Annotated in this window: 19 protein-coding genes; 11 read left to right on the forward strand and 8 right to left on the reverse strand. The window is 67.4% G+C overall.

All coding sequences use genetic code 11. From position 1 onward, the window contains the following. Window positions 1-27: 27 nt before the first annotated feature. Both AB0E69_RS11580 and AB0E69_RS11585 read right to left on the reverse strand, forming a co-directional pair. Window positions 28-2,739 carry a caspase family protein gene (locus AB0E69_RS11580; RefSeq protein ID WP_360142898.1) on the reverse strand — a complete coding sequence of 904 codons (2,712 nt, stop codon included), beginning with the start codon at window positions 2,737-2,739 and terminating at the stop codon, window positions 28-30. Between the two features lie 3 nt (window positions 2,740-2,742). Beyond that, on the reverse strand, window positions 2,743-3,099 hold the full coding sequence (locus tag AB0E69_RS11585; protein WP_360142900.1) for a hypothetical protein: 357 nt from the start codon (window positions 3,097-3,099) through the stop codon (window positions 2,743-2,745). Between the two features lie 214 nt (window positions 3,100-3,313). Here AB0E69_RS11585 and AB0E69_RS11590 point away from each other — a divergent pair, with 214 nt between their 5' ends. Continuing rightward, the gene (locus AB0E69_RS11590) at window positions 3,314-5,320 is read left to right on the forward strand and encodes a S53 family peptidase (RefSeq protein WP_360142902.1); all 2,007 of its coding nucleotides are present in this window, start codon (window positions 3,314-3,316) and stop codon (window positions 5,318-5,320) included. Window positions 5,321-6,487: 1,167 nt separating this feature from the next. Here the strand turns inward: AB0E69_RS11590 and AB0E69_RS11595 are convergent. Next, a complete protein-coding gene (locus AB0E69_RS11595) occupies window positions 6,488-6,814 on the reverse strand; it encodes a hypothetical protein (protein ID WP_360142904.1) in 327 nt (108 codons plus the stop codon). Window positions 6,815-6,914: 100 nt separating this feature from the next. Between AB0E69_RS11595 and AB0E69_RS11600 the strand changes: the two genes are divergently transcribed. The 7 genes from AB0E69_RS11600 to AB0E69_RS11630 all read left to right on the forward strand — a co-directional run bounded on the left by AB0E69_RS11600 (window position 6,915) and on the right by AB0E69_RS11630 (window position 10,871). Next, window positions 6,915-7,043, forward strand: a complete 129-nt coding sequence (locus AB0E69_RS11600) for a hypothetical protein (protein ID WP_360142906.1) — start codon at window positions 6,915-6,917, stop codon at window positions 7,041-7,043. Beyond that, complete coding sequence (locus tag AB0E69_RS11605) at window positions 7,040-7,393, forward strand: hypothetical protein (RefSeq protein ID WP_360142908.1); 354 nt, start codon at window positions 7,040-7,042, stop codon at window positions 7,391-7,393. Before AB0E69_RS11600 ends, AB0E69_RS11605 begins: the two co-directional genes overlap by 4 nt. Window positions 7,394-7,724: 331 nt before the next feature. Beyond that, window positions 7,725-8,057: a hypothetical protein gene (locus tag AB0E69_RS11610; protein WP_360142910.1), complete on the forward strand. Its 333-nt coding sequence runs from the start codon at window positions 7,725-7,727 to the stop codon at window positions 8,055-8,057. 8 nt (window positions 8,058-8,065) lie between these two features. Next, a complete protein-coding gene (locus tag AB0E69_RS11615) occupies window positions 8,066-8,617 on the forward strand; it encodes an HNH endonuclease (protein ID WP_360142912.1) in 552 nt (183 codons plus the stop codon). Between the two features lie 46 nt (window positions 8,618-8,663). After that, window positions 8,664-9,590 (forward strand): hypothetical protein, encoded by a 927-nt coding sequence (locus AB0E69_RS11620; protein ID WP_360142914.1) that lies wholly within the window; start codon window positions 8,664-8,666, stop codon window positions 9,588-9,590. Between the two features lie 51 nt (window positions 9,591-9,641). Beyond that, window positions 9,642-9,800 (forward strand): hypothetical protein, encoded by a 159-nt coding sequence (locus tag AB0E69_RS11625; protein ID WP_360142916.1) that lies wholly within the window; start codon window positions 9,642-9,644, stop codon window positions 9,798-9,800. 93 nt (window positions 9,801-9,893) lie between these two features. Further along, complete coding sequence (locus AB0E69_RS11630; protein ID WP_360142918.1) at window positions 9,894-10,871, forward strand: aldo/keto reductase; 978 nt, start codon at window positions 9,894-9,896, stop codon at window positions 10,869-10,871. A gap of 39 nt (window positions 10,872-10,910) precedes the next feature. Here AB0E69_RS11630 and AB0E69_RS11635 read toward each other — a convergent pair whose 3' ends face one another. Together AB0E69_RS11635 and AB0E69_RS11640 are read right to left on the reverse strand one after the other, a co-directional pair. Further along, window positions 10,911-11,285, reverse strand: a complete 375-nt coding sequence (locus AB0E69_RS11635; RefSeq protein WP_360142920.1) for a RidA family protein — start codon at window positions 11,283-11,285, stop codon at window positions 10,911-10,913. A 5-nt stretch (window positions 11,286-11,290) separates the two neighbouring features. Further along, entirely contained in the window at window positions 11,291-12,178 is an 888-nt protein-coding gene (locus tag AB0E69_RS11640; protein ID WP_360142922.1) for a LysR family transcriptional regulator, read from the reverse strand. 88 nt (window positions 12,179-12,266) lie between these two features. Between AB0E69_RS11640 and AB0E69_RS11645 the strand changes: the two genes are divergently transcribed. From AB0E69_RS11645 to AB0E69_RS11655, 3 genes are all read left to right on the forward strand, one after another. Next, entirely contained in the window at window positions 12,267-12,683 is a 417-nt protein-coding gene (locus tag AB0E69_RS11645) for a hypothetical protein (RefSeq protein ID WP_360142924.1), read from the forward strand. Between the two features lie 44 nt (window positions 12,684-12,727). Continuing rightward, a complete protein-coding gene (locus AB0E69_RS11650; RefSeq protein ID WP_360142926.1) occupies window positions 12,728-13,267 on the forward strand; it encodes a GNAT family protein in 540 nt (179 codons plus the stop codon). A gap of 93 nt (window positions 13,268-13,360) precedes the next feature. After that, window positions 13,361-14,128 carry a L,D-transpeptidase family protein gene (locus AB0E69_RS11655; protein ID WP_360142928.1) on the forward strand — a complete coding sequence of 256 codons (768 nt, stop codon included), beginning with the start codon at window positions 13,361-13,363 and terminating at the stop codon, window positions 14,126-14,128. Between the two features lie 4 nt (window positions 14,129-14,132). On the opposite strand, the gene AB0E69_RS11660 is transcribed toward AB0E69_RS11655, so the two are convergent. The 3 genes from AB0E69_RS11660 to AB0E69_RS11670 are packed head-to-tail and all read right to left on the reverse strand — an operon-like array spanning window position 14,133 to window position 17,184. After that, the gene (locus AB0E69_RS11660; RefSeq protein WP_360142930.1) at window positions 14,133-15,017 is read right to left on the reverse strand and encodes an RNA polymerase subunit sigma-70; all 885 of its coding nucleotides are present in this window, start codon (window positions 15,015-15,017) and stop codon (window positions 14,133-14,135) included. 13 nt (window positions 15,018-15,030) lie between these two features. Further along, complete coding sequence (locus tag AB0E69_RS11665; protein WP_360142932.1) at window positions 15,031-16,395, reverse strand: amidase; 1,365 nt, start codon at window positions 16,393-16,395, stop codon at window positions 15,031-15,033. Between the two features lie 9 nt (window positions 16,396-16,404). Next, on the reverse strand, window positions 16,405-17,184 hold the full coding sequence (locus tag AB0E69_RS11670) for an SDR family NAD(P)-dependent oxidoreductase (RefSeq protein ID WP_360142934.1): 780 nt from the start codon (window positions 17,182-17,184) through the stop codon (window positions 16,405-16,407). Window positions 17,185-17,189 lie beyond the last annotated feature (5 nt).

Here is a 17,189-nt window from a genome sequence, read left to right on the forward strand (position 1 = left end):
CGGCCCCTCGTCGAAGGGGCCGGCCGGTCAGCGTTTCAGCTCGATGACGCCGATCGCCTTCGGCCGAGCGGCGTCGACCACGATGATGCCGGGCTGAAAGAAGTTGCCGAGATAGATCCGCTGACCGTCCGCGCTGACCACCATCCGGACGGCCACGCCCAGGTCGTCGTTCAACGTCCCCACCACCTGGTGACTGCCGACGTCGACGACCTGCACGGAGTCCTGCCGGCCGGAGTACCCAAGAACGTAGAGCGTCTTCCCATCGGGTCCCGGCTGACCCTCGCTCAAATCCCCCGGCACGTCGTACGCCGTTGGCCGGGAGGTCTTGACCTCGGTGTTGATGACGGCGTACGAGCGGATGCCGATGACGAACAGGGCGCCGTCAGGCCCGAGGGCCAGGTCGCGCGGTTCGGCGCCGACCTTGATCGGGCTGCGATCGGGCATCCGGGTCGCCGTGTCGATGACCGACACCGTGCCCGCGTCCTGATTGGCGACGTACAGCCGCTGTCCTTTCGCGTCGACGGCAAGATCGGACGGGCTGGGTCCGCTGGCGAGTGGGCCACCGACCGTCTGACGCGTCTCCGTGTCGATCACCGTGATCGTCTGGGTCTTCTGGCTGAGCACGTAGAGGCGGTGGGTCGCGGTGCTGAGCGACAGGTCCGTGGACTCGGGCGCAACCGCGATCGGCTGCCCGATCACCTTCCACGCGGCAACGTCCACGACAGAGATCGAGCCGGAACCGGAGTTGCACACGTACAGCGTTCGGCCGTCGGGCGAGAGCAGAAGCCGGCTCGGCTCGACACCGACGGGCAGCGGATCGCCGATCTGCTCGCGGGTCGTCGTACTGATCTTCAGCACCCGGCCGTTCCCGACGTCGGCCGCGTAGAGGAACTGGTCATCAGGGCTGAGAGCCAGACCGAGGGCGACCGGTGCCCGCGGCGCAGGCGGTACGACGGCCATCGCGACCCCACCCAAGGCGGCGGGGGCGAGCAGGGCAGCCGCCATCACCCAGGAAGGCAAGGCGACGCTCATGCCGACCGGTCTGAGGCTGAGGACGCCGAGCAGCAGCCAGACCACGAGCAGCGCCACGACAACCAGCCACGGCGAGCTGAATCCGCCCACGCGATGGAAGAGGCCGAGCCAGACCACGAATCCGCCGAGCACATAGCCCGCAGAGAACGCCCTCCCGAAGTTCAGCAACCCACCGGTGAGCGCCAGCTCGGCGCCGAGGATGCTCAGGAGCGCGGGGTGGAGGAGGTGCGGCCAGGCGCGGTACCCGTAGACCGTGATGATCAGGACGAGGAGTGCGGCGACCACCCCGACCAGGACCAGGACGAGCCGCGGACGAGCCTTCGGCGGACGCCAGCGGACCGCTGCCACGCCTCCGGCCGCCAGCCAGGTCACTTCGGCCGCGATCAGGAAACCGAACGGCATGCGATGCACCGGATTCGGGAGGTAGCTGGTCAGCCAGCTCGTCAGGAGCGCCGCGCTCACGAGGCCGGGCAGCACGCTGCCCGCGACATACGCCGGGCCGGCGCCGCGGAACTGCATCACCAGCGCAGTGGCGAGGAATGCAGCGAGGGCGATCGAGTACGGCGTGGGCTCGAGCGCCGCGGCCGTCACCGCCGCCGCGGCGGCCAGCAGGGTCAGGATGATGATCGGCCAGCCCGGCCGCAGCTTGTCGCGCAATTGGTGGGCTCGGTGGCGCCAGCGGCGCCCGCTCGCCTTGGCCGCGGCGCCGAAGGTCGGTCCGCTCGGACGCCGTACGGGCGGCGCGGTCGCGACCAGCTGCGGTCGGGGCGGCGGCGCGTCGAGGTAGGCCCGGGCGGTTTCGGAGATGGCTCGGCTGTCGTCGTCGACCAGGCTTTCCAGCTTCGCGCGGGCGGCCCGCCGTACCTGATCGTTGCTTGCCTGGAGCAACTGTCCCAGCTCGATCAGGGCGGATTCCCGGAGCGGCTGGAGCGGGCTCTCGAGGTTCGCGGTGATCTGGGCCGGCATCGTCCAGTGCGGGTTGGCCGCGATGACCGTGCGGCCCTGGACGTCCGCGAACTGCTTGGGACGCTGGTTCGGCTGCTCGGCGACGACCGCGTCGTACGCGTACCGGTACAGCTCGTCGGCGGTGATATCGCCGTCCGCGTCAAGATCGGCCGCGCCGCTGCGGAGGCCCTCCACCACGTGCCGGGTGAAGACGGACTGGGCTGCCTGACCGCGAATGCTGTCGCCTTCGAAGGCGTACTGCGTGGAGTCGGTGGCCGTCAGCACGATCCGCCCGCGCCCACCGAGCTCGGTCTTGGTATGTACCCCGGAGTCCGCCTTGGCGAACTGCTCCACGCCGTACGCGCCTCCGTAGCAGCAGTCCAGGATCAGGATCTGCTGCCGTGCCGAGCTCTCGTCGACGGCCTCGTTCACCATGTACGTCGGAAGCGCGGTGAAGCGCAGCCGCTCGCGTCTGGTGTTCTTCATCGCCAGGTAGAGGCGGCCGTTGTCGTCCTTCAGACCGTGCCCGCTGAAGTAGAGCAGGGTCAGGTCGTCGCGGTCGGCGGCCGCGTAGAACTCACCGATTGCCTCACCCACCCGGCTCGACGTCTCGTTGATCAGGACCTCGACGTCGAAGCCGGCAATCGCGGGATCCGCCAGCACCTCGGCGAGCGCCTCGGCGTCGTACGCGGGAGTGACGAGTTGGCGCAGCCCGGCGTCCTCGTACTCGTAGGTGGCGACGAGCAGCGCTCGGCGTGCCATCGCTCAGCTCGCTTCGTGCTTGCGCAGGAAGCTCTCGATCAGGCGTTCCCGCTCCTCCGCCGACGCCGCGTCCACCTCGATCGAGTCCGCGCCGATCGTGACCTTCACCCGCTGCCTCGGATCACGCCGCGCCAGCCAGTCCTTGAGGATGGTCACCAGGACCGACACCATTCCCCCGGCCCCGCCCACCGCCACCACGAGCTGCCCGACCGTGGCCGCGTCACCCTTGCTCCCCGCCGGCGCCGTCGTCCGCACGTCCCGTGTCTCGAACTCCGCGAGCTGCCGCCGCAACTGACGGATCCCCCGGTCCGCCAACTCCTGGTCCTCGTCCACCAGCGCGATCTGAACCCAAACCTCCACAACCACCCTCCCCGGCGTCGGCACCATGATGTCGGTCCCCATTGCCGCTCGCAACGGTCCGTAACCGGATGCATCCCGTCCGCCCGTTGTCAACGGACTCTTCCGGGTTTGCCGTAGACCACTTGGTCCAGGTCGTAAGGATTGTCCGGCCGTTTGCTGCCCTCGACGATGGCCCGGTTCCGTTCTCGAACCGAAGGGACGAATTCTCCTGATGATGTCCAGACTCAGCGTGCTGGCGGCGTCCGTCGCCGGTACTGCGTTGCTCGGCGTACTGATACCGCCCGCCGTCGCGACTCCCACCTCCCGCACTGTCCTCGGCTCCCGCCCCAGCTGGGCAGCGGCCGCCACCGACCGCGGCGCGACCGATCCGCGCGCCGAGCTCGACGGGCGCGTCAACCTCGCCGGTCGCGATCCGCAGGGAATGACCGCATATGCCTTGTCCGTGATCGATCCGCACAGTGCCAACTACCGTCATTTCCTGTCGGCCGCGGAGGTTCGGGGACGGTTCGGGCCGTCGGCCGAACAGACTACGTCCGTCGTCTCCTGGCTGAAGTCCGAGGGCCTCGAGGTCACCGACGTGAACGAGCACTACGTCGGGTTCCATGGATCGGTGGCCTCGGCGCAGAAGGCGTTCGAGGTCGAGCTGCACAACTACGCCGACGGCAAGGGTGTGCACCGCGCGCCGGCCGGTGAGGTGAAGGTGCCGGCCCGACTTGCGGCCGCGGTCCAGGGCGTGATGGGCCTCGAGGACCAGACGCGGCAAGGGGTACGGCCGAAGATCCTGGACCAGGCTGTCGCGACGGCCGCGCCGGCGGACGCCGATCCGTGGGGGCCGACGCCCGCGTTCTACCGTGCCGAACCGTGCTCGCACTACTGGGGCGAGAAGCAGGCCACCGACCAGCCGCCGCTCGAGGGCAAGACCCGGCCGTGGACCCTGTGCGGATACGGGCCGCAGGAGCTGCGAACGGCGTACGGCCTCAACAAGTCCCGGTGGACCGGGAAGGGCGTGACGGTCGGCATCATCGATCCCTACGCGTCGCCATCGATCGAGTCGGATCTGGTGGCCTGGGCCAACAAGCACAACTTCCAGGGCTGGCGGCCCGGTCAGTTCAAGCAGTTCACGTCGCCGGGTGGCTCGCCGGACTGCTTCGGCGGCGCGCCGAACGCGCTCTACGTCGAGGAGGCGCTCGACATCGAGGCCGCGCACTCGATGGCGCCGGACGCGAACATCACGTACGTCGGCGCCAAGGACTGCTCCGATGCCAGCCTGATCGATGCGTTGAACCGCATGGTCGACAACCATCTCGCGGACCTGGTCAGCAACTCGTGGGGCGACGGGGCGAACGGACCCGCGACCGAGGCGATCCGGAGCGCCTACGAGTCCGTCTTCCAGCGCGCGGCGATCCAGGGGATCGGCGTGTACTTCTCCTCCGGTGACTGCGGGGTCGAGCCTCAGGACAGCGGCTGCGGACAGTTCGAGGGCTCCAACGGTGTGCAGACGGAGTACCCGCCGGAGAGCGCCTGGGTGACCGGCGTCGGCGGTACCACGATGCCGGTCGACGCGCAGGGCAAGAAGGTGTTCGAGTTCGGCTGGGGGAACATCCGGTCGCCTCGGACCGGCGACGGGTGGAGTCCGGATCCGCGCGCAGGGTACCCGGCGGCGTTCACCGGCGGAACCGGCGGCGGTACGAGCGCGAAGGTACGGCAGCCGTCGTACCAGGCCGGGGTCGTACCGGCGAAGCTGGCGCGGACGTTGCTCACGGGCGAGACTTCGGCGTACCCGATGCGCGTCGTACCCGACATCGTTGCCGACGGCGACAACAACAGCGGGATGTTCGTCGGCCAAACCTGGCTGAAGCCGGACGGGACCACCGGGTACCTGGAGGTGCGGCTCGGCGGGACCTCGCTGTCCAGCCCGCTGATCGCTGGGATCCAGGCGCTCGCGCAGCAGGCGCAGGGGTCGCCGATCGGCCTGGCCAACCCACAGATCTACCAACGCGCGGGGACGACGGCGCTGACTGACTTGACCGACCCGCCCGCTAGCGAGTTGTTCAGCGTGGTCCGCAACGACTACGCAGACTTCACCGACCCGACAAGCCCCGTCCTAACCCGCCTAATCACCTTCGGCTTGAACGGGCCACTAACGGCCACTCCCGGCTACGACAACCTAACCGGCCCCGGCACCCCCAGTTCAACCTACGCCGACTCCTACCACCACTAACCACCCACCGCTGGCGACGGGTTAGCCACGACCCACCGGCCTAACCCGTCACCCGCGACCAACACACCACCGTTCGGTGGTCGGCCGCTCAACAGCCGACGGTTAGCCAGTCGACCGCTCAACACCAGCCCCGTCTCACAACCGCTCCACTCAGCAACCCGGCTGGTCGGCTGGTCGGCTGGTCGGCTGGTCGGCTGGTCGGCTGGTCGGCCAACGATCCGTGCATAGGCAGCGGCACGTTCGACAGCCGGCGCATCATCGGACCTGAGCACGACGACACAATCCGAGCAGGACCCCGCGACGCACGCCGCGGGGTCCTGCTCTTGAAGCCAGCCCGACTCAAGCTGGTCCGCAGCCGCTCAGTGCGTCGGGCCCCGCACGGTCGTCAGCCAGTCCCAGCGCAGACACCCAGCACGCTCAACAGCCAGTACGTGCCTAGACACCCGGCACGTTCGACACCGCGACCTCGGACACTCCCCCGCCAACGCCGCGGCCATGCCGGCGCAGCTCGGCGCACCGACCGCCGGGCCCGTACGTAGACAACCGCCACGTTCGACAACGCGACCTCAGGCGGCTCCCCGCCAACGTCGCGGTCGTGCCGGCGCGACCGTGGCCGCACCGACCGCCAGCCCGTACGTAGACACCGAGCACGTTCGACACCGCGACCTCGGACACTCCCCCGCCAACGTCACGGCCGCGCCGACACAACCCGGCGAACCGACCGCCAACCCGTACGCAGACACCCGGCACGTTAGACAGCGGCACGAAGACGGTCGAAGTAAAAGAACCCGAGTACAGGGAGCGGAGTACAGGGAGCGGAGTACAGGGAGCGGAGTACAGGGAGCGGAGTACAGGGAGCGGAGTACAGGGAGCGGAGTACAGGGAGCCCGGGGTGCTAGCACCCCGGGCTCCTTTGGGCTCCACCCATCTGGAGGGACGTCCGGGCGGAGCTTCCTCGGCCGGTTCGACCTACACCCGGTGGTGCTCCCACCTGCTCCGCCGCAGTCCCCCATGACGACAACGAACTCCCCGCCGCCGAAGGCCTCCCCGAATCCTGCCCCGCCCAAGTACCGCCATCCCATCCCCCTGAACCGCACCGGCACCCCCACCGGCAGCGCTCTCGACGCTACGCCCGCTCCCCGCAAACTCACAACGCCGGGAACCCACCTACTTCTGCTGATGCCGCCCCAGAAACCCTTCCAGCACCGCCCCCTCGAACCCCTCTTTCTCCACCTTCATCAAATCGTCCCCCATCCGCACCACCACATACCCCGGACTCTTCCGCCGCCGAATCCAATCCCCCATCACCGAAGCAACCGACGCAATCACCCCAGGTCCCCCCACCAACCCGACAGCGAGCGCCACCTCCCCACCCGCCTCCTCCATCACATCCTGCGTAAACACCCCCTCCTCAGCCAACTCCTTCCGCAGCTGCCGCAACGCCTTCCCCCCATCCCCACCCACCCGAACCTCAACCCAATGCCCCTCACCCATAACCCCTCCTAGTTGCCCAAGGCCCCTGTGGATAACTCCAACCGCACCCACCGTCCACCTCCTATTGTGAAACCACAACAGACCACCGAAAGGAAGACACATGGACCCCGGCGAAACCCAACATCTCCTCCCCGACAAACTTGCCGCCGAGCTCGGCGTGAACCTGGACGAACCGGCGGCCGATGCGGACTTGCCGAAGCCGCGACCATCCGCGGAAGGACAACCATGAGCTCCGACGAAACTCCGCACATCCTCGGCTCCGGCGAGCGCATCTGGGTGATCAGTCCGTCCGCCGCGGCCAAACAACTTCCCCAGATGCTCGAGCGCTTCCGCGCCGGCGAAGGCGGCCCGTTCCTCATCGGCAACGCCGGCCAGCCCGAAGGTGCCTTCGTCTCCTGGGACGCCTTCCGACGCCTCGCCGTACTCGCAGCAGACACCACCGAGTTCGACCACGTGTACGACGAGGCCCACGATCGCCTGGCGGACGACGAGCCCTCCGTCCCCCTGGAAGACGTCGCGGCCGAGATTGGCTGGGACCTCGACCAGCCGATCGACGACTCCGACCTACCGAAGAAGTGATCCAACGCTTCCGCATCCTGCTCGACGGAAAGCTCCGACGAAAATCGCGATGCTTGAGGTCGCCGCAGCCCCCAGCCAAACAGCCTGCGCTCGCGAACTGCGAGCCCTGAAACTCGGTCTCCTCGCGCTGGTCAAGGGTCGCGAAACAGACACGAACGCGAGCTCTAACCAGCCAACAACACATCCACCTGCACTCCTCACACTCGGCCGGCCCAACGATTCGGCTACGCTTCTGCAGTGGGACTGCAGGTCGCTTGGCTTCCACTGCAGCTCACTCAGTCTGAACAACGTCGCCCGATCAGACCGGACGGGGAAGCGTGGGGGAGAGCAATTGGCTGGGCTGAGCTTGTCCGCTGATCTGGTGCTTCGGGAACGGATCATGGAGCGGCTCGCCCTGGTGTGTGATCAGACTGGCGGGACGATGACTCGGCAGCAACTGACGAACTTCGATGTTGGTGGCGTCCAGCGTCGACTTGTCGATGAGTCCAAAGGGATCTGGAATCCCAAGGATTTGAATGCCACGCTGTCGATCAACAGCTCGCCTGATGGACCGTACGAGGACGGCCACACCGACCAAGGCCTCTTCGTCTACGCCTATCGTGCGGGATCGACGGATGGGATAACAAGAAAGTCCGTGCCGCGATTCAGTTCGCACTGCCGATGATCCTCCTGATGAAGCTGCAGCCGAGTCTCTTCGTTCCAATCTTCCCGGTGTACGCGGTCTCCGACGTCAAGGAGTCGCGTCATTTCCTCATCGCGCTCGACGAGTCGTTGCGATTCATCGATAACCCGCAGACGACCGACGTCGCCGTCAAGAGGTACGCGGAACGTGTGACGCGTTCGCGGCTCCATCAACCGGTCTTCCGAGCGTCGGTGATCCGCGCGTACGACACCCGATGCGCCGTCTGTCACCTCCAACACGGCGAACTCCTCGACGCCGCCCACATCCGACCTGACTCGGATGCAATCGGCATGCCGCATGTCAGCAATGGGCTGAGTCTCTGCAAGATTCATCACGCGGCGTACGACCAGAACCTGATGGGCATTCGCCCAGATCGTATCGTCGAGATCAACCGACACCTCCTAGAGGAGCGTGACGGCCCAATGTTGAAGTACGGCCTGCAGCAGATGCACGGCACGACGATTGCCCAGCCTCGCCGGCGCATCGAACGACCCGACACCGACGCTCTCGCATGGCGCTACGAACTCTTCAAGGCGAGCTAGGCGTATTCTCTGCCAGCAGGTGCGGCAACCTGGGAGGGGCGACGGGGTGAGCACGAACGGCATTTTCTTGAGAGTCGGGAACAAGTTCGAGTTGTTGGAGGAAACGCCGTACGACTCCGAGAACGTTCTGCAAGCGGCATTGGCGGAGTATCCCGAGGTGTTGGCTGGCCCAACGACGGAGGCGGACGGCGAGGCACGGTTATTGCTGGTCAGCCGTGAGATGGGCGTCCCCTCGACTGAGCACGGACCGGCGACCTTCAGCCTGGATCACCTGTTCATCGACCACGAGTGCATACCAGTACTCGTCGAGGTGAAGCGCGCATCCGATACACGGATCCGTCGCGAAGTGGTTGGCCAGATGCTCGACTACGCCGCTAACGCCGTGAAGCACTGGCCGCTGACCTTGATCCGACAGGCCCCCGAGACCCGAGCGGCGGCCGAAGGTAGCGCAGTCGAGACCATGCTGGCGGAACTACGGCCGGGGCTCGATCCAGACGAATTCTGGAAGTCGGTCGAGTCCAACCTGATCGCCGGGCGGGTACGGATGATCTTCGTCGCCGACGTCCTGCCGGCCGAGTTGATCCGGATTATCGAGTTCCTCAATGAGCAGATGAACCCGGCCGAGGTGCTTGGCGTTGAGCTGCGCCAGTTCGTCGCTGGTGGCAACGTGGCCTATGTTCCGCGGGTGGTCGGTCGAACTTCTGCGGCGATCAGTGTCAAGAATCCCAGTGGGCAGCAATGGTCGCGGGAGTCCTTCCTCGAGGCGGCCCGGGCACGCTGCACTCCGGCGGAGATGACCCTGGTCGAGAGGCTGCTGGCGGACGTCGAGGTACGCGGCGTTCGACTCTCGTGGGGTCGAGGTGCGACGCCCGGCGTCGGCGGGTGGTACGACATCAAGGGTCGACCGACGGCGGTATGGGTACTGAACGCCAACACGGACAGACCTAGCAGCAAGGCCTACTTGGTGTTCTAGTTCGGCGACATCAAGGAACGGCTCGTTCCCGATCGCATCGAAGCCGCGGCCGTGAAGCTGGAACAGATCGAATCGCTACGGCTCAAGATCGCTGACGCCCGCGCCGATGAGTGGCGGAAGTACCCATCGATCCGGCTCACCGATGTGCTCGCCGATCCGCTGGCCACCGACATCATCTTCGACGCCATCACCGACCTGATCGATTCCTAAGCTCACCTTGCGCCTCACTCAGAAGCCGGGGCGATGAGACTGTGCGGATTCTTCTGTTGGAAGTCTGGGATGGGGCGCGGGAGGGTGGGAGGTATGGACTTCACTCATCTTGGGCGTACTGGGTTGTCGGTTAGTCGGATCGTTTTGGGGACTATGAATTTTGGGCCTCATACCGAGGTGGGGGACTCGCACGCGATCATGTCGCGGGCGCATGAGGTAGGGGTCAACTTCTTTGATACTGCCAACGGGTATGGGCGGGCCATCTACCCGGGGCGGACGGAGGAGATTATCGGGGAGTGGTTTGCGCAGGACGCCGGTCGCCGGGAGAAGACGGTGCTGGCGACCAAGGTTTACGGGGACATGGGCGACGGGTCGTGGCCCAACACCGGGCGGTTGTCGGCGTTGAACATCCGGCGGGCGCTCGACGCGAGTCTGACGCGGCTGCAGACCGATCATGTGGATCTGTACCAGTTCCACCACGTCGATCGGGAGACGCCGTGGGACGAGATCTGGCAGGCGATGGAGGTCGCCGTACAGCAGGGCAAGGTGCTGTACGCCGGGTCGTCGAACTTCGCGGGATGGCACATCGCGCAGGCTCAGGCCGCGGCCGAGAAGCGGAACTACACCGGGCTGGTCAGTGAGCAGTCGCTCTACAACCTGATCGTTCGTGACATCGAGCGCGAGGTGCTGCCGGCCGCGCGCGAGTACGGGCTTGGCGTGATTCCGTGGTCGCCGCTGCAGGGTGGACTGCTCGGTGGCGTGATCCGCAAGGAGAACGAAGGGGTACGGCGCCTCGAGGGCCGCGCCAAGGAGGCGCTCGAGCAGCTGCGGCCGCAGATCGAGCAGTACGAGGCGTTCGCCGACGAGCTCGGCCACGAGCCGGGTGAGCTCGCGCTGGCGTGGCTGCTGCACCAGCCGGGGGTGACCGGGCCGATCGTCGGGCCGCGGACGATGGAGCAGTTCGAGTCCGCCGTACGCGCAGTCGACGTCAAGCTCGACGAGAAGGCCCTCGCCCGCCTCGACGAAATCTTCCCGGGCTACAAGACCGCCCCGGAGGACTACGCCTGGTAAGACGGATACCGCCGTACCCCCACCCGCGGGGTACGGCGGTCATCGTGCAGCGATGGCTTCGATCTCGAGCAGCCAGGACTCGTCGTAGATCCCGGTGATGATGACGGTCAGCGCCGGGGCGTGGTCGCCGAGAACCTCCCGGCGGATGGCCGAGTTCTCGGCGCGGTAGGCGCGGTCGGACAAGTAGGTGGTGACCTTCACCAGGTCGGCGTACGTCAGCTCGTGCTCGGCGAGCGCGGCGGCGATGTTGGCCCACACTTGGCGGCACTGGCTGGCGAAGTCCGGCGCCAGTTCGCCGGCCGGCGAGACCGGGATCTGACCGGAGATGTACACCGTGCGGACCGGTGTGGAGACCTCGACCGAGTGGCGGTAGCCGCCGCCGTCGGGGACGAGCGGACCGGGAAGGATCGACATAGCGGTCAATTGTGGCCAACAGTGGTCGGGAGCATGCCGATGAGGGCGTCGGCGGCCAGGGAGGCGGCAGGGCCTGTGGGGACGGCGACCGAGACCTGCCAGTCGGCGGCGGCGCCGGGGGCGAGGCTGACGGTCACGTGGTCGCCTCGTTTGGCGGCGATGCGTTCGGGGACGAGGGCGACGCCGAGGTCGTGGGCGACGAGCGCGAGGAGCGTGTGTACGTCGTTCACCTCGATCGTCACCGGATGCGCAACCCCGGCTGCCGCGAACGCGCGGTCCGAGATCGCTCGCGCACCCCAGGTCGGATCGAAGTCCACGAACGACTCACCCGCCAGATCGTGCAGCGTCACACCCGACGCCTTCGCCAGCCGGTGATCGGGTGCGCAAACGAGCACCATCGACTCCCGCGACAACGGCCGCAGATCGAGCCCGTCCACCGGATCGCCCGCGGTCGCGACGAACGCCAGGTCGAGCCGTCCGGACGCCAGTTCGTCCAGCATCGGCGTAGACCCCGCCTGCCGAACCTCGATCTCCACCGCCGGGTACGCCGACCGGAACTTGGCCAGCAACGCCGGTACGTCGACCACCCCGAGGCACTGCTCGAGCCCGACCGTGAGGTGCCCGCGAAGCAACCCCTGCACCGCGGCGACCGCGTCCTTGGCAGCCTCGGCGGCGGCCAGGGTACGCCGTCCCTCGCACAGTAGCGCCCGCCCCGCCTCGGTCAGCTCCACGCTCCGGGTGTTCCGAACGAACAACGAGGCCCGCAACTCCCGCTCGAGCGCCCGGATCGAGGCCGACAACCCGGACTGCGAGATCGACATCGCCTCGGCCGCCCGCGTGAAGTGCTTCTGCTCGGCCACCGCCACGAAGTGCTCCAGATGCCTCAGCTCCATGACTAAGAACTGTAGTCGATCGAAGGAAATCGATTCACCTCTCCGACCACTCAGGAGGCTGGGCACCCGGGATGGATAGGGTGTGCGCATGGCGGATGAGGAGTTTCGGGTTGAGGTTGTGCTCTCGGATGAGGGGCATCGGTTGACGTTGTGGGATCGGGTGCGGGCGTTGGATCTGGATGATGACGCGCGGAAGCGGCTCGGCGGTCAGGTGACGGTGACTCGCGATGGGGACCGGATGCTGATGTACACCAGCACGCTCGAGGACGCGCAGGAGGCGGAGCGGACCGCCAGGGAGCTCGTGGCCGGCGAGCACCTGGAGGCGGAGTACACCGTGACCCGGTGGAACGCGGCCGAGCAGGACTGGACCGACCCGAGCGTGCCGGACGGCGCGCACGACGCGGACAGCGACGCGGCGAAGAACGCGAACATGGAGGTCCCGGACCCGCGATACGTCGTGATGCAGGCCTACAAGCCCGAGTTCCTCCGCGACCTGGGGCTGTAGCGCGGGACGCACCGTCGTGTGCAGATCCGCCTAGTCTGGCGGCCATGGATGTCTCTCTGGGGCCGGTGACGGACGAGGATCTGCCGATGTTCCAGCGGTTCGCGGTCGAGCCGGGATTGGTCGGGCTGGACTGGGGTGGGTTTCGCGATGCGCAGGCGCCGGTCAAGCGGTTCGCCGAGGACGGGTACCTCGGTAAGGACGACGGCCGGATGATGGTTCGGACGTCGGACGGGACGGCGGGGTTCGTGAGCTACCTGTCGGGGACGTTCGACGGGAAGACGCAGTACTGGGAGATCGGGATCGCGTTGCTCCCGGAGTACCGCGGGCGTGGGATCGGGTGGCGCGCGCAGGCGTTGCTGACGGAGTACCTGTTCCTGCACACACCGGTGCACCGGATCCAGGCGGCGACGCATCCGGAGAACGTCGCGGAGCAGAAGTCCTTGGAGAAGGCGGGATTCCGGCTCGAGGGCGTGATCCGCGGGTGCGAGTTCCGGGACGGGAAGCTCCGCGACGGGTACCTGTACAGCCGGTTGCGGGACGATCCCGCGCCGGAGGTCGGCAACGGTTCGGCAACGGCACTCTGAGCGCGGCCCCTCGGCCGACTAGTCTCGGCGGGTCGCTGCGCGCTCACTGGGCGTGGTTCTGCGACGCTGAAAGTGCTGACGAGAGGGGATGCCGTGACGCGTCGACGTGGTCTGGCCGCTGGTGCCGTCGTGCTGTCGTTCGTGGTCGCCGGATGTTCGGACGTGGCGGCGAGCGAGACGAACCCTTCCCTGACGCCGTCCAGTACGCCGACCGCTCCCACGCCGACCGTTTCTACTCCCGCTGCCAAGCCGACGGTGGTGAAGCCGAAGCCGCGGGTGAAGCAGAAGCCGGCGTACTACGCTCTGCGCGTCGAGCGGCAGCTGGACAAGCTCGGGTACCCGGTCGGCGACGTCGACGGCGACATCACCGTCCGCGCCAAGCAAGCGCTGTGTGCATGGCGCGAGACGCACGGGCTGCCGGTCAACCGCAACGGGCTCAACTTGAACGACGCGTACTCGGTGCTCAACGCAACCACTCGGCCGGCGGCGACCCGCTCGCCCGGCATCTACGTCAACAAGACCTGCCAGATCCTGTACCAGGTCGTTGGCAAGACCTACAAGCGGATCGTCTGGATCTCCACCGGAGCACCCGGTTACGACACCCCGAACCGCACCGGCAAGGTGTGGCGCAAGTGGGCCGGCGCGCACGAGAGCAGCCTGTACGACGACGCGTTCATGTACGACTCGATCTACTTCCTGAAGGACCGCCCCGGCATCGCCCTCCACGGCTCCGGCGTCAACACCCTGATCAAGCCCTATCCCGCCAGCCACCGCTGCGTCCGCGTCCTCCGCCCCGAAATCCACCAAATCTACGCAGACACTCCCCTCGGCACCAAGGTCCAGATCTACGGCGAGTTCTGATCGCTCAGTGCTTGGGGAGGCGTTCGAGGTGGGGTTTTAGGGTGCCGTCGTAGAGGTTGGGTGGGAGGCCGGTGAGTAGGTCTGGTAGGTGGAAGGTGGGGAAGAGGGACGGGTCGAAGAAGGCGACTGCGTGGACGATCGCGGCGGCTGTGAGGGTTAGGACCTGGAGCTGGAAGGCTCGGTGGATGTTGTCTCTCGGGTCTCGCATGTAGACGGCGAACGCTGGTTGGCCGTTGGCGCGGAGGGGGATGAGGATCTGGTCGCCGGGGCCTTGGGCGGGGCAGTGGGTGGAGATGAGCCGCCCGATGTCGCGGGCGCCGCGGAACCAGGAGGTGAACGGCGGCATCTCCCAGATCGTGTCGTCGGTGAAGAGCCCGACGATCGCGGGTACGTCGTACTCCTCGAACGCGGCGCGGTACCGCTGGAGAAGCAGTACATCGGTGCGAGGCGGGACGCCAGCCACGGATCCCAGGGCCGACGCGGGCTCGACGGGTCCGAGGAGGTTGGTGATGCGGTCCGCCGGCCAGGCCTCGATGTCGTGGAGGACCGTGGCGGCGCGCTGGCGGGGCGGGAGGCGTTGCAGGGCGGCGATCAGACCGAGATCGAGCGGTCGGCCATCGATCAAATGATCAGGGATCGGCTCCAGCCAGAGGACCTCGGAGCGTTCGGACAACGCTCCCTCAGGATTTACCGACGGCGGCGCGAGATCCGTCGGCAGTGACCGCGCGCCCGCGCGGACAAGGCACTCCCGGGTGGCATCGTCGTACGACGACACGCCCCGCGCGACCTCGGCGGCCTCGGTGATGGAGCCGAGGAGGCGGTAGCAGTGCGAGGTCAGTCGGCGCTGCAGGGTGTCAGCGCTGGGTGGCGTACCTCCGGGAGCGTCCATCTGGCCAGGTTCCTCACGGCCAGTCTCGCCTTTCCGCGCGTTGGGTGTCGAGATAGGCGGCCAGAGCAAGCGCTCTCAAGTCCTGGTGGTGCGGTACGGCGAGCTGCGCGCCGATCGGCAGCCCCGCCGTCGACCACCCGGCGTTGACCGTGGTCGCCGGGTGCTGCGACATGTTGTACGGCACGGTGAACGCGATGTGTTCGAACGGTTTCGAAGGATCATTTGTCGGATAAGCGAGCTCCGCGGGAAACGCCGTGATCGGAGCCACCGGAGACAGAATCACGTCGTACGCCGTAAACACGTTGCCCACCGCACTGGCCATCGCGCCCATCTGGCTGTACCCGCGGAACACGTCGAACGCGTCCAGCTCCCCCGCCGTCGATACCCATTCGCGGATCTGCGGAAGGACCTTCGCCCGCCGTTCCTCCGGTAGCGCAGCGATGTCGCTGGCAGACCGTACCCGCCAGAAACGGTCGAGGCCGTCGAGCATTTCGCGGGTGATGATCGGCGAGATCGGTTCGACGATCGCTCCCGCCTTCTCGAGCGTCGCGGCCATCGCGGACACGGCCGCCGTCACTTCGGGATCGACCGGGAGACCGAGACCGGCGTCCAGGAGCAGCGCGACCCGCAAACCGTTGAGCGTGATCTCGTAGGTGTCAGAGGCAGCAGGGATCGAGGTGTGATCCCGCGGGTCGTACCCGGACATCACCGAGAGCGCGAGGGCCGCGTCGTCCGCCGTACGGGTGAGTGGTCCGATCGCGCGGCCGGGGTACGGGTTTCCGACCGCGATCCGGCCGTGCGTCGGCTTCAGCCCGACCAGTCCGCACCAACCTGCCGGCAGCCGGATCGAGCCGCCGATGTCGGTCCCGATATGGATCGGGCCGTATCCCGCAGCTGCCGCCGCGGCGGCCCCCGCGCTCGATCCGCCCGCAGTCTTGGACAGATCCCACGGATTCCGGGTCAAGGCATGGAACGTGGAGACGCCGGACGAGAGCATCCCGTACTCCGGCATCGTGGTCTTGCTGAAGATCACCGCTCCGGCTGCCCGCAGCCGCGCCGCCGCCGGTGCGTCCTCGGCCGCCGGGATCAGCTCGGTGGCCGCCGTACCTTGCGGGACCGGCGTACCGCGGGTCGCGATGTTCTCCTTCACAGTCACCGGTACGCCGTCGAGCGCACCGGCCGTCCCGTCCCGCCAGCGCCGCTCCGACTCCTGCGCGGCCGCCCGAGCGCCGGCTGGGTCGAGAGCGTAGAGAGCGCTGATTCGCGGTTCCCACTCCTCGACGCGGGCCAGGACGTCCTCGAGCACCTCGACGGGCGAAAGGCTCCGGTCCCGGTACTTCGCCACGAGTTCGGTGGCGGGCAGATCAGCGAGAGTCATTCAACCTCCTCAGTTCGGGGGATCGAAGCGGCCGTCGACCGCGGTCCAGCCGCCGTCGACCGCGAGCACGCTGCCGGTGACGAAGCTGGCGGCGTCGGAGGCGAGGTACACGACCGCGCCGGCAAGCTCGCTCGGTTGTGCCCAGCGGCCGAGCGCGCCCTTCTGCGCGTAGGCGTCGTACCAGGCCTGGTTTGCTTTGATCTGCGCGGTGAGTGGGGTCTCGACGACGCCGGGAGCGATCGCGTTCGCGCGGACACCGTTCGGCCCGAGCTCGGCGGCCGCGGTCCTCAGCAGTTGGACGAGACCGGCTTTCGTTGCCGCATACACCGATTGCCCGGGCTCGACCGTCGTACCGCGAATCGAGCTGAACCCGATGATGCTGCCGCTCCCCCGCTCCGCCATCCCCCTCCCGAACGCCCGCACCAGTTGGAACGACGCGCGCAGGTTGAGCGAGACGACTCGATCGAACTCCTCGATCGTGTAGTCAATGATCCGTTTCCGAACATTGGTCGCCGCAGTGAACACCAGAACATCCACGGCTTCGAGTTCCGTGATTGATCGTTCGATCGCCGCGTCGTCCAAAACGTTCAACTGGTACGCCGCCATCCGACCGGCGAGCTCGTGGTCGAGGGTAGCTGTTTCTTCGGCGGCGGTGAGGTTGAGGTCTGCGCAGGTGACGCGGGCGCCGTGGGCGGCGAGGGCGAGCGCGCTCTCCCGGCCGATCCCGCTGCCGGCGCCGATCACCAGCGCATGCTTGCCGTCCAGGCGGAACAGGTTCGCGTAGTCCATGGCCA

The organism is Kribbella sp. NPDC026611 (assembly GCF_040638345.1).
Lineage (GTDB): Bacteria > Actinomycetota > Actinomycetes > Propionibacteriales > Kribbellaceae > Kribbella.